An 11263-nucleotide genomic window follows, 5' to 3' on the forward strand; every position below is an offset into this window, starting at 1 on the left:
ACAGGCTGTAGACACAAGGTCATAGGCAGGAGCATTTCTGGTAGAGGTGGTGGGGTTAAGACGTTCAGGTAATCTTGGTGCGGGTAGGCCGGCCTTGTTTAGTAAGGCCCATAGCAAAAGCCCGCCGGAGTTACCCCCTGCGGGCTTTTTGTTTACTTGCGTGTCTTTGAGGAACGTTTAAGGATTCTTGATATACGCACCTTTGCGCAGGTAGAACCACCAGTTCACCACCAGACACAGAGCGTAGAACACTGCGAAGCCATACATCGCCACTTCTGGTGTACCTGCCTGAATCTGCTGCCCCAGCAACTTGGGCGCAATGAACGCACCGTAGGCGGCGATGGCGCTGGTCCAGCCCAGTACGGGGCCTTTCTGCTGCTGGTCAAAAATGTAGCCAATGCTGCGGAAGGTGGAGCCGTTGCCGATGCCGCTGGCCGCGAAGATCACGACAAACAGAATCATGAATACCACGAACAGGCTGTTGGGGTCGGTGGAGTTGTAGGCCAGCATCATCACATAACCAGTGGCCACGGAAGCGACGACCATGATGGCGGAGATAATCTGGGTGACAATGGAGCCACCTACCTTATCGGAAATCCAGCCGCCCACAGGGCGAATCAGAGCGCCCACCAAGGGTCCGATCCACGACCAGGTCAGAGCGCTTGGTGCATCCGGATTCACTACTCGGGTAACGGTGCCGTCAGCGGCCACGTCCATCATGTTGCCGAAAATAACACTGATGGACAAAGGCAGAGCGGCAGAGAAGCCAATGAAGGTGCCGAAGGTCAGAATGTACAGCACGGTCATGGACCAGGTGTGCTTGTTGCTGAAGATCGCAAACTGGTTTTTGATGTTGGGCTTGATGTCGCCAGGGATCAGGCGCAGCAGAACCACAGTCAGAACGATGGTCAACGGCAGAGCCAGCCACATGCTCATGATGCTAAGTGCCCAGACCCCGACGATGGCCGCGAGCATGCCCACGCCATAAAGCCCAAGAATTTTGCTGAAAGCCGAAACCGGACTGCCCGGGTTCGGGGTGACGACTTTCAGGTTGTTCATGCCGAACCAGCCAGCGAACGCCAGCGGAATCAGGAAAACCAGCCAGATGAAACCTGCGTTCTGAATCCAGGTGTCCGTGCCGGCTTCGATGCGACCAATCAGGGTGCCACTGGGGGCCTGCAGTTCCAGGGGGCCACCGGCCAGGGCGCCGAAAACGCCGATGGTCATCACCAGTGGTATCAGAACCTGCATGGTGGTAACACCGAAGTTGCCCAGGCCAGCGTTCATGCCAAGGCCGTAACCCTGTTTGCTTTTAGGATAGAAAGAGCTGATGTTGCTCATGGAGCAGGCGAAGTTGCCGCCACCGATACCGGAGAGCAATGCAAGAGCCTGGAAAACGATGAACGGCGTATCCGGATTCATCAATGCAATGCCGGTGCCGGCAGCAGGAATCATCAGCAGGGCGGTGGTCAGAAATATGGTGTTGCGCCCACCTGCAATTTTGATCATGAACGACGCCGGGATCCGCAACGTGGCGCCTGACAAACCGGCAATGGCCGAGAGTGTGAAAAGCTGCTCAATGCTGAAGGCGAATCCCAGGTTCTTCATCTGGGTGGTGATCATTCCCCACATCAGCCATACCGCAAAACCCATTAACAGGCTGGGAATGGATATCCACAGGTTGCGGGAGGCGACACGCTTGCCCTCCCGTTCCCAGAACTCTTCACTTTCGACATCCCAGTGCTCGATGTCGGCGTTGGTTTTAGCCATGACAGTACTCCTCGGTTAGCGTGCCCTGGACCGCGTTGGGCGCGGTTTCCGGGCTTCCCGACGCCATTGTGCAAAGTGAAGCACCTGTTAAATCATGACATATATCAAGGAAAAGGTTGTTGGGATGGGGGTGTATTAAAGGGCCTTCAGAAAGCAAGGGTTCATGGTGTTTAAATCTCTGTTTTTCAACGAGATATAGAAGGAATATCACCAAATGGGTAAGCGTCGTGGCGATTGGCGCAGGAGAGGTAGCCACTCATTTCCTGCGGTTTTTCGCATGCTTAGCGAGAACGAAGAGCCTCAGAGCTACCCACAAATAGGCCAGTACCCAAACGCTGGCCGAGAACCATAGCAACGCAGGTTCGCTGAATGGTGATTCGCCGGCCATAAACCGAGAGGTTGCAGCACCAAGGACCAGTGCTGCGATGGGAAAGACCTCCGCGGCAACAGGGGCTTTGCGATGGCTTCGTTGCCAGGCCAAACGAAGCATCACGCTGGTAGATAAGGTGCCCAATGCTCCGATGGTAATGAGATGCAACGAAGGGGCCAGCGCAGTGCCGCGCAGCAACGCAATACCGGTGGCAAGTGCGCCAACGGCGAGCCAGAGATAACCCACCGCCAAAACCTGCAAGTCCGGTCGCTCCGGGCATAGCCAGAGTTTCCAGCGCAGGGTGCGCAGGATGATCAGCCCTGACGCGACCACCAGCAGGCTGCCGGTGATCGTGTTTGTTGCGGGAAACGCCACCAGAAAAACCGGGCAACCCAACACAGCAATCAGCATGCCCTCGATGCGCGGCTGAACGCGTGCCTCCAGTGGGACGCCTTTCTTTTCCAATGTACCCGCGACCGCCGGCGCAATGACCCTCCCTCCCATAAACGTCATCAGTAACAGCAGCCCCAAGATGGCTGAATGCATGAGCTTGAATGGGCCAGGCCACCAAGGTGTGTGCGACAAACTCACTGCCGTAGAAAGCCAGAAAGCGACGGCAAGCAGGCAGATCAACAGAATGAGAGGGCCTACCATTTTGTTGCGCCATTTTTTTGCGGCGTTGAAGCGCGGCACCACGTGCCAGGCAAGCAGCAGGGCAAATGCAGGGCCCAGAAGCTGGGCCAGAAGAGCATCAGGAAAGAAAATCCAGCTAACTCGTGCTGCCAGCCAGAGGGCAAACAGCGGATAAAGCACTGCAGCAGTTTGAGGGCCGAGGGTGTAGCCCGCCACCAGGGCCAGCGCAAAACCGAAAATCAATTCGTGCCCATGCCCGGCACCAAGCAGCCCCGCAGGCCAACCGGTTCCGGACCACACTGCCCACACAGAAAGCGGAACCGATAGCGCGGCCAGCAGGCTTGCGGCAGGGAAAAACAGCCAAAACGCCTGAGGTTTTTGCTTACGCCTGTTGTCTGACTTGTTCAAGATCATCCCGGTCAATTGACGGTTTGGCGTGAGGCGCCTAAAAAGAATAAATGAAAACCATAATAATATTGCAGACGCAGTCCCGTGAGGCAAATGTCTCCGCCAGAGACAAAGGAGATCCATCATGAACGTTTCAAGCTTGCTTAAACTGCCGTTTTCCAGCAATGGAGGTTGGGGCGAACTTCAACGCAGGCAGCTGTCCATACCCATGCTCGCGTGGTTCATTGTGGTACCCATGTCGCTTTTGCCTCCCGTGATGCTTTACTACGCCGGAACCCATTACGGTGATGACTTCATTGCGGGGTTCGCAGGTAAGGAATGGCGCTTCATTACCACCATTCTCTTTCTCGCAGAACTGCTGACGTTCTTTGTGATGGGGTGGCTGATTCATGCGGTGGCGGAAAGTCACAAACTCGAAGTCAGTTACAATAACGCCTATCTGCTTGCCGCAATTGCACCGCTTCCACTGTGGCTGTCGTCGCTGGCGTTGCTCGTGCCCTCCGTGGCATTCAGTGTGATCGTCGTTCTGGCAGCGATGGCGCTGTCGTGCACTCTGGTTTACCAAGGCCTGAGATCCGTGTGCGGTCGCACTCAGGACGACGTTCTCACCATGTCCGCGACCTATACCGTTATGGCGGCGTCGTTGCTCGCCTGGGTTCTCCTGCTGGCTATGGTTTGGGCATACTGATTGTGGCTGTTTGAGGTCAGATGGTCTGTGGGGCCGTGAAAAGTCCCGCATGATCAACAGACTGACCTTGGCCGCCGTTTTTCATGGCGTACTTTATGGCTTCAGGTATGGAAACTTTTCCGAGAGTCCTGGGGTGGACAGCCACACCAATCATCTCCCCCGTAGCCAAAAACTCCCCAGTAGTCGCGTTACGGATATCCGTGGTCAAGGCAAAAGACGTGTTGCCCAAGTGAGTTGTGCGGACTGATATTTCCAGCTTGTCGCGATAGCGAGCAGGAGCCTTCCACTCGATCGTCAGTTTAACCACCTGGTAATCGAAAGCGTTATCTGACGAGGGATCGTCTGCACTCAGGTGATGCAGAAATTCCGTCGCTGCAAGATCGATATAATCCCCATAACGGGCGTTAAAAACCACTTGTTGGGCATCACATTCGCTGTACCGAACCTGCATGAAATACCTGAACGGCTGATCAGCCGAGTACTCTTGTTCAGGCGCTTCCTGTGATTGTGTCATCGCTGCTTTCCTTGTTCTTGAGAATAATGTGCCTACCAGGTGTCGATCATTGGGCGCCGCCGGTCGTGCCCTGCACCTGGCTTTACCCTGCTCATAGTGCTTGGCCAACAGCCTTTCGAAAAGGGCTTTTTGTGTGGCTTCGTCGCCGGCGTTCGAAAGCTCGTTCCGGTATCTGCTGCAATTATGCAGCGTAAGGCAGCACGCCAAAATAGATGGCGCTGAAATGGCAGGCACTGCCGCCAACGATCAACGCGATGGTGCCGATTACGCTGAGCAGTGCGCCGATGCCATGGGTAGCGCTGTTCAGCCATTCTTCTATTCGCTGGTGAGTCGGATGGGTGGGCGTTGGTGATGTCGTCATTGTGGAAGGATCCGTGTTGATTATGGCAACACGGTACTTCAGCGTACACCTGTACGCAATGACTGCTGGTGACGATATTGTGCGCGGTTTGTCAGTACTTTATTGCACCGGTTTTGAGCCGGGAGAAGGTTGCGGGCACCACGCCCAGCCACGAGGCTAGCTGGTTATCTGGTACGCGCCTTACCAGCTCGGGATATTCTTCACACAGCAGTTGATAACGCTCTTTCGCCGACATGGTGTGCTTGCGAAATTCTCGCATGCTGGTCAGCTCCGCCAACTCTTCGGTCAGGGCCATTGCAAACTGCGGCCAGAGGCCTTCGCCATGGGACTGAATGGCCGATCGAAAGGCAGCAAAATCGGCAACCCAAACGGTGGCGGGGGTGACTGCGGTGAGGCAAAGCGTGTTGCGCACCGTGCGGCTGCGCCCGAACACCGGCCAGACCATGTCGCCTTCCGTAAAGAAGTGGTGCACCGCCACTTTGCCACTGGGCGCTTCACGGAACAGGCGCATAATGCCGTGCTGGATCAGGTACACGTTGGCCCAGGGGGTGTCGTGTTTTTCCATTTGCGCTTCGGCATCCACCCGGCGTTGATGAAACAACCGGGTCAGATCACTCAAAAACCTTGTGTCCGGATTCTCCTGTTTTTCGTTCAGCCTTATCCCGAAGACACGGCTCAGACCGTTGAGCAAGGCCACGGACTGTGGGGCCGGCTCCTGCTGGATGATGTCCGGATTGTCCTCTCCCAGCATGCAGGGAGAGGACGACACGTTGGGTTTGAGAGTGCGGGTCATTGCATTAGTGCCGTTGAAATATGTGTCAATTATCCTAACAGAAAGGCGCTAACGGAAATGACTTAAATCATTAAGGCATTTTCACCTACTCGATATAGGCTCAGTGACTGGTTCCTTCTTCGTAGTTGATTTTGTTCCACACGTTGTATTTGCCCGAAGGCTTGTTCATCGGGATTCGTTTTTCTTCCTCCAGGGTATCGGCGTCGTAGACGATTACGGCGCCTTCTTCGTCCCAGATGCTCAGTAGCAGTTTTTTGCCGTAGCGGTCGAATTCAACATGGGCGGCTACTTTGCCTGGGGCAGGCTGGAGGGTTTTTACGATTTCCAGAGTCTGTTTGTCGATAACGTGGACTTTGTCTTTGTTGGGGCCGAAGAAAACGTCTACCCAAGCGTAGCGTGAGTTTTCGTGGCTGCGCATGAAGAAGCCTGGTCCGGCTGTTTCCAGGGTTTTGATCACTTTCCAGGTGTCCATGTCGATGATGGAAACGGCGTTCGAGCGGAAGTGGGGGGTGGCCATTACCCGTGTGCCCTGGTAGTCCCAAGTGATGCCGGAGCCCAGGTGGGGCATGCCGGGCAGGGGTAGGTCGGCGGTGGTTTTTCCGGTGTCCATGTTGATCACCAGGCCGTGTTTGCCATCGCGTGCAGCGCCGATAAGGTGTTCGTAGCCAGGGTCGAAGAAGAAGTCGTCAAGCCAGGTGTCGGTTTGCATTCTGCGTACTTTGGCTTTGTCGTTTTCTACAGTGATTTCCCAGGCTTCCGGAATGTCTTTCAGGGCGGCGATGAAGCTGTTCCGGGGCGGAGCGGCATAAACGGCGCTTACCCTTGAGCTCTCTTTGGCGTCGTTTTCAACGGGGATTATTTCCAGCAGGTCGAGGTTTTCCGCATCGAACAATACCAGCGTGTGGGGCAGATAATTGGCCGCCATTACGTGTTCGCCATCAGCAGAGACAGCGATGTTGCGCATGTTGATGCCGGCGCGGACTTCTGCAACGACTTTCAGGTTGTAGAGGTCGTATTTGGTAATCCAGCCATCCCGTGAGCCGAAATAGACATAGCGTCCGTCAGGGCTGTATTTGGGGCCGCCGTGCAGGGCGTAGCGGCTGGCGAAGCGGTGGATGGGCTCCATGCTGTCGCCGTCCAACAAGGTTACGTGGTGGTCGCCAATTTCCACCACCAGAAAGAGGTTCATCATGTCGGCGTCATAAGCCGGCTTGTCAGGGAGTGAGCCTGCCGGGTGGGGTAACAGATGGCTGGCGGTAATTTCACTTTTGCCCCAAATCGGTTCTTGTGCAGGCGGCTGGTAGATATATTCCGCCAGGGCGGTGATCGATTCGGCGTTCAGAGTATCGGCAAAGCCGAGCATCTGGGTGGCGGGACGACCGTTACGAATGGCGTCTTCAGCCTGGTCTTTTTTCAGGCGCGAGAGGTTATCCGGCAGCAAGGCGGGGCCCATGCCGCCGAGCCTGTCGCTGCCGTGACAGCTTGCGCAGTGCTGCTGATACAGGGCTTCGGTTTGTGCATCGGTGCTGGCAGCGATAATTGGTGAGGCCAGCAGGCCTGCGGTCAGCATCAGGATTTTCAGGGGCTGTTGCATCGAGTTTCCAGTTTGGAGCGTTGGTAATGTGTTCAGGTCTGTTTCGTTTATGCGGGCCGTCGCGTCGCCGTGGCCGCAGCCGGCCCGATTAATGCACTGTTCCAGCCTGCCTGGGCCGGTTGCGCGAGTTTTTCTGCCAGTTGCACCACTTCGCCCACAATGATCAGGGTAGGCGGCTGGAAGCCTTCCATGCGGATGGTTTCTTCCAGATTTTCAAGTGTGGTCACGGCCATATGCTGTTGCGGGGTTGTGCCACGCTCCACCAGTGCCACCGGGCATTCGCCGGACAGGCCGTTGGCCATCAGCTCCCGCACTATGGTGGGCGCATTATGCAGGCCCATGTAAAACACGCAGGTCTGGCCTGGCGCTGCCAGCACTTTCCAGTTCAGGTCCAGGGAGTGGTCAGCTTTGCGGTGCCCGGTTATGAAGGTCACGCTTTGTGCGTAATCCCGGTGTGTAAGGGGAATGCCGCAGTAGGAGGCGCAGCCGGCTGCGGAGGTAATGCCGGGCACCACCAGAAAATCGATGTCGTTATCCACCAGAAACTCGGCTTCTTCACCGCCACGGCCGAAAATATATGGGTCTCCGCCTTTCAGCCGCACCACGCGACGCTGCTTTACCGCTAATTGAACCAGAAGTTCATTGGTGTCTTCCTGAGCCACGTAATGGCAGCCGCTGGCTTTGCCTACGTGGATTCGCTCGGCGCCCGGGTTCACCAGCTCCATGATCTGTGGCGACACCAGCCGGTCGTAAACGATGGCGTCCGCCTGCTGGATCAGCATCAGGGCTCTGAGCGTCAGCAGGCCGGGATCACCGGGGCCTGCGCCTACAATGGCAACTTCACCGGCTCGCAAGGGCTGTTCCGCCAACTGGAATTCCACCAGACACTTCTTTCTCTGACTGACTGTCATGCTGCGTTCCTTACAGATTGTTGACCGGGATTTCGATCGCCGCGGCGGCGATGCGTCTGGGCATGTCGAGAACGCCAATCTCTTCGTTGGTGAGGTAACAGCCGGGGTCTTCTTCCCAATAATCACTGGAAACATTGTAGGCTCGTACCCGGGTGTTACCGTTGCAGATGGCCAGATATTGGCACTGGGCACAGCGGCCTTTCACTGGCCGTGGTTTCTGCCGGAAGCCTTGCATTAGCTCATCATTTGCTTCTGACCAGATTCGCGAAAAGGGCTTTTCGCGCACGTTTCCCAGGTTGTAGTCCCACCAGAAAGTATCAGGGTGGACGACGCCCAGGTTGTCGATGTTGGACACGTTCTGGCCGGAGGAGTTGCCACCCCAGTTAAGCAGCCGTTGCTCCAGGGCCGGCACCTGATCCGGATAGTGTTCTGCGGCCCACTGAAGCAGGAAAGGCCCATCAGCATCGTTATTACCGGTCACGTATTCGCGCTCGATGCCGCGCTTCAGCTCTTCGTGGCAATGGTTGAACAACAGGTTCATCGCATCCCGGGTCATGTCATACCAGGCGTCACGCTTGCGGTTGCGACCGCCTCGACCGGAGTAGTTCAGGTGCGAGAGGTAGAACTTGTCGATATCATGCTCGTCCAGCAGGTTAAGCATGTCTGGCAGTTGCACTGCGTTGTCCTGTGTGAGGGTGAAGCGCAGGCCCACTTTAATACCGACATCTTTGCACAGCTTGACCGCTTTCATGGAGGCGGCAAAGGCGCCCTTTTTTTGGCGGAATTCGTCGTGGGTTTCTTCCAGGCCGTCAATGCTGATGCCCACGTAATCGTATCCCGCGTCGGCAATCTGCTGAATGTTGTCCTCAGTAATCAGGGTGCCATTGCTGGACAGGCCCACGTAAAAGCCCATGTCCTTGGCACGACGTGAGATCTCGAAAATGTCCGGCCGCATCAGTGGCTCTCCGCCGGAAAGAATCAGCACCGGAACGCCATAAGCTTTGAGGTCGTCCATCACGGTATAGACCTCATCAGTGCTCAGCTCACCCTTGAAATCAATATCTGCAGAAATTGAATAGCAGTGTTTGCAGGTGAGGTTGCAGCGGCGAATCAGGTTCCAGATTACCACCGGGCCGGAGGGCTTGGGGATGGCTCTCACCGGGAACGGATTCATCAGGCTTTTTATATAGCGCGTCATTCTGAACATGGTGCTTCCCCTTGCGTTATTTGCGCAGCCGCAGGCCGGTTTTCTTCAGGATGGCCGAGCTGTAAAGAATGGTGTGCTGCTGGCAGGCGTCGCCCAGCACGGCACGAATCTGTGCGGCCTTATCTTCTACCTCTTCCCGGGTGGTGCCGTGAACCATGGCAAACAGGTTGAACGACCAGTAGGGCAGGTGGCGTGGACGGCGATAACAGTGGCTCACGAACGGCAGTTCACCAATGGCGACGCCAAGCTCTGCAATACGATCATCAGCCAGGTCCCATACGGTCATGCCGTTGTAGCGATAGCCCAGGCGATAGTGATCGGGCACTGCGGCAACGCGGCGTATCACACCGGCTTGCTGCATGGCCTGGAAGCGGGCGAGCACCTCAGCCGCATTCATGTCCAGTTGCTTGCCCAGCTCAGCCCAGGGGTCGGATACCAGTGGCAGGCCAGCCTGGGTGGCAAGAATCAGTTCGCGGTCGCGCTCTGTCATTGCGAAGCCGTTTTGTGTTTCGGTATCAGACAGGGAAGTGGAGGTGGACATGGAACTCCTGCTCCTTTGGCATGTTGTAAACCGGGTAACCGGTGGTTTCTTCAATGGCGCCGATGGTATTTTCAATGGCGCCCTGGGTTTCGGTTGCCAGTACAAACCACATGTTCAGGTCGTGCTCGCGACGGTAGTTGTGGGCGACTTCATCAAAGCTGTTTACCTGTTCGGTAACCCGCTCGAAATCCACCTCGGGAATGCGCATGGCCGCCAGAGTGAGGCCGCCACCCAATTCGCCGGCGTGAAACATGGGGCCAAAGCGTGTCAGTACGCCCTCGGCGAGCAGGTTTTTAACCGTGCTCAATACTTGTTGCTCGCTGAGATTGAGTTCTTCTGCGACTGCCGCGTAAGGGTGGGGCACCAGCGGCAAACCGTGCTGTAAGCGGTTGATCAGAACCTTCTCAACCGGGCTCAGATCCGCAACGGGGGCCTGGCGGCGGGATTCAATCGTGGCTGACATAGCGACCTCCGCGCTGCCGGTAGGCTTTATTGCTGAACAGTACGGAATGTCGTATGTGCTGAAGGTTGTGGTCAGCGATCAGACCCTCCAGTTGTGCCAGCACCCGCTCGCGATTCGTGCCGTGAATCATACAGAACAGATTGTAAGGCCAGTCCGGGAGGCGTCTCGGGCGTTGGTAACAAAGGGTGATAAATGGCACGCCGGCCATGGATTTCCCCAATGCCTGTACCTGCTCATCAGGGATGTTCCAGACCACCATGGCGTTGGCGGTGTAGCCCAGGGTGCGGTGTTTCACCACAAGCCCAAAGCGCTTTATCAGGCCCTGCTCCTGCCACTGGGTAATGGCACTTATCACTTCCTGCTCGGTGAGACCTGTACGCTCGGCAAGTGCCAGATAGGGTCTGGGTGCAAGTGGCAATCCCTGTTCAAGTTGTTGCCGGAGTCGCAGCAGCCCCCATGCACTTACTTCACTTGAAGCTGGCGATGCGGAATCAGGGGCCAGATAATCTGCCGGAAATGGTTGGCTCATGACAAGGCGTCCCAGTCGATATCGAAGCCCAGGTCAATGTGATAACCCTCCACCATGGGAAGGCGCAGCATGGGCAATTTCAGTTCCTGTTCCAGTTCGTCTAGATGCTCTTCCAGTAATTCGTTATCCGGCGCGGTCATGACAAACCAGAGATTGTAGGCGTGCTCTCGGGCGTAGTTGTGATTCACCCCCGGAGCACGGTTAATACGGGCAGCTACCATGTCCATTTGGTCGTCCGGAGCCGCCACTGCAGCCAGCAGGCTTGCACCTGCCTGGCTGTGTTCAAACACCGGCCCGACCCGGCCGACGACATCGCGAGACTGCAGCGATTGCAACCGTTCAATGACCTCCTGTTCGGAAATGCCCAGTTGCCGGGACATCTCCAGATAAGGCCGTTCACACACCGGCAAATGCCGCTGAAAGTGATTGATCAGTTGCTGGTCCGTATGATCCAGTCTCATCGCTCGTCTCCTCCGGGTCG

The 11263-nt window shown here is 56.3% G+C and carries 13 protein-coding genes; 1 reads left to right on the forward strand and 12 read right to left on the reverse strand.

What is annotated here, in order from left to right; genetic code table 11:
* Positions 1-177: 177 nt before the first annotated feature.
* Together FFI90_RS10850 and FFI90_RS10855 are read right to left on the reverse strand one after the other, a co-directional pair.
* Positions 178-1770, reverse strand: coding sequence for an MFS transporter (locus tag FFI90_RS10850; protein ID WP_144778019.1), 1593 nt, complete (start codon positions 1768-1770; stop codon positions 178-180).
* Positions 1771-2026: 256 nt separating this feature from the next.
* A complete protein-coding gene (locus tag FFI90_RS10855; RefSeq protein ID WP_144778020.1) occupies positions 2027-3187 on the reverse strand; it encodes an NnrS family protein in 1161 nt (386 codons plus the stop codon).
* Positions 3188-3305: 118 nt separating this feature from the next.
* On the opposite strand from FFI90_RS10855, the gene FFI90_RS10860 reads away from it, so the two are divergent.
* Positions 3306-3869, forward strand: a complete 564-nt coding sequence (locus tag FFI90_RS10860) for a Yip1 family protein (protein ID WP_144778021.1) — start codon at positions 3306-3308, stop codon at positions 3867-3869.
* 16 nt (positions 3870-3885) lie between these two features.
* Here the strand turns inward: FFI90_RS10860 and FFI90_RS10865 are convergent, their stop codons facing one another.
* The 10 genes from FFI90_RS10865 to FFI90_RS10910 all read right to left on the reverse strand — a co-directional run bounded on the left by FFI90_RS10865 (position 3886) and on the right by FFI90_RS10910 (position 11243).
* Entirely contained in the window at positions 3886-4383 is a 498-nt protein-coding gene (locus FFI90_RS10865) for an acyl-CoA thioesterase (RefSeq protein ID WP_144778022.1), read from the reverse strand.
* Between the two features lie 181 nt (positions 4384-4564).
* Complete coding sequence (locus tag FFI90_RS10870; protein ID WP_246123483.1) at positions 4565-4744, reverse strand: hypothetical protein; 180 nt, start codon at positions 4742-4744, stop codon at positions 4565-4567.
* Positions 4745-4835: 91 nt separating this feature from the next.
* Positions 4836-5537 (reverse strand): Crp/Fnr family transcriptional regulator, encoded by a 702-nt coding sequence (locus FFI90_RS10875; protein WP_144778023.1) that lies wholly within the window; start codon positions 5535-5537, stop codon positions 4836-4838.
* Between the two features lie 100 nt (positions 5538-5637).
* On the reverse strand, positions 5638-7131 hold the full coding sequence (locus FFI90_RS10880; protein ID WP_144778024.1) for a nitrite reductase: 1494 nt from the start codon (positions 7129-7131) through the stop codon (positions 5638-5640).
* A gap of 47 nt (positions 7132-7178) precedes the next feature.
* On the reverse strand, positions 7179-8042 hold the full coding sequence (cobA, locus tag FFI90_RS10885) for a uroporphyrinogen-III C-methyltransferase (RefSeq protein WP_144778025.1): 864 nt from the start codon (positions 8040-8042) through the stop codon (positions 7179-7181).
* 10 nt (positions 8043-8052) lie between these two features.
* Positions 8053-9249, reverse strand: a complete 1197-nt coding sequence (nirJ, locus tag FFI90_RS10890) for a heme d1 biosynthesis radical SAM protein NirJ (RefSeq protein ID WP_144778026.1) — start codon at positions 9247-9249, stop codon at positions 8053-8055.
* Positions 9250-9265: 16 nt separating this feature from the next.
* Positions 9266-9739 carry a siroheme decarboxylase subunit beta gene (ahbB, locus tag FFI90_RS10895; RefSeq protein WP_246123538.1) on the reverse strand — a complete coding sequence of 158 codons (474 nt, stop codon included), beginning with the start codon at positions 9737-9739 and terminating at the stop codon, positions 9266-9268.
* Positions 9740-9764: 25 nt separating this feature from the next.
* Complete coding sequence (locus FFI90_RS10900; RefSeq protein ID WP_246123540.1) at positions 9765-10208, reverse strand: Lrp/AsnC family transcriptional regulator; 444 nt, start codon at positions 10206-10208, stop codon at positions 9765-9767.
* Between the two features lie 28 nt (positions 10209-10236).
* On the reverse strand, positions 10237-10782 hold the full coding sequence (gene ahbB, locus FFI90_RS10905) for a siroheme decarboxylase subunit beta (RefSeq protein WP_144778029.1): 546 nt from the start codon (positions 10780-10782) through the stop codon (positions 10237-10239).
* Positions 10779-11243: an Lrp/AsnC family transcriptional regulator gene (locus FFI90_RS10910; protein ID WP_144778030.1), complete on the reverse strand. Its 465-nt coding sequence runs from the start codon at positions 11241-11243 to the stop codon at positions 10779-10781. Before FFI90_RS10910 ends, ahbB (FFI90_RS10905) begins: the two co-directional genes overlap by 4 nt.
* Positions 11244-11263 lie beyond the last annotated feature (20 nt).

The sequence above is a fragment of the Marinobacter maritimus genome (assembly GCF_007671675.1).
Lineage (GTDB): Bacteria > Pseudomonadota > Gammaproteobacteria > Pseudomonadales > Oleiphilaceae > Marinobacter > Marinobacter maritimus.

Bases quoted from the DNA above. Each gene is read 5' to 3' on its own strand.
- FFI90_RS10875 (WP_144778023.1), bottom strand. From the start codon at position 5,537: ATGACCCGCACTCTCAAACCCAACGTGTCGTCCTCTCCCTGCATGCTG.
- FFI90_RS10910 (WP_144778030.1), bottom strand. From the start codon at position 11,243: ATGAGACTGGATCATACGGACCAGCAACTGATCAATCACTTTCAGCGG.
- ahbB (WP_144778029.1), bottom strand. From the start codon at position 10,782: ATGAGCCAACCATTTCCGGCAGATTATCTGGCCCCTGATTCCGCATCG.
- FFI90_RS10860 (WP_144778021.1), top strand. From the start codon at position 3,306: ATGAACGTTTCAAGCTTGCTTAAACTGCCGTTTTCCAGCAATGGAGGT.
- cobA (WP_144778025.1), bottom strand. From the start codon at position 8,042: ATGACAGTCAGTCAGAGAAAGAAGTGTCTGGTGGAATTCCAGTTGGCG.
- FFI90_RS10850 (WP_144778019.1), bottom strand. From the start codon at position 1,770: ATGGCTAAAACCAACGCCGACATCGAGCACTGGGATGTCGAAAGTGAA.
- FFI90_RS10865 (WP_144778022.1), bottom strand. From the start codon at position 4,383: ATGACACAATCACAGGAAGCGCCTGAACAAGAGTACTCGGCTGATCAG.
- FFI90_RS10855 (WP_144778020.1), bottom strand. From the start codon at position 3,187: ATGATCTTGAACAAGTCAGACAACAGGCGTAAGCAAAAACCTCAGGCG.
- FFI90_RS10870 (WP_246123483.1), bottom strand. From the start codon at position 4,744: ATGACGACATCACCAACGCCCACCCATCCGACTCACCAGCGAATAGAA.
- ahbB (WP_246123538.1), bottom strand. From the start codon at position 9,739: ATGACAGAGCGCGACCGCGAACTGATTCTTGCCACCCAGGCTGGCCTG.
- nirJ (WP_144778026.1), bottom strand. From the start codon at position 9,249: ATGTTCAGAATGACGCGCTATATAAAAAGCCTGATGAATCCGTTCCCG.
- FFI90_RS10880 (WP_144778024.1), bottom strand. From the start codon at position 7,131: ATGCAACAGCCCCTGAAAATCCTGATGCTGACCGCAGGCCTGCTGGCC.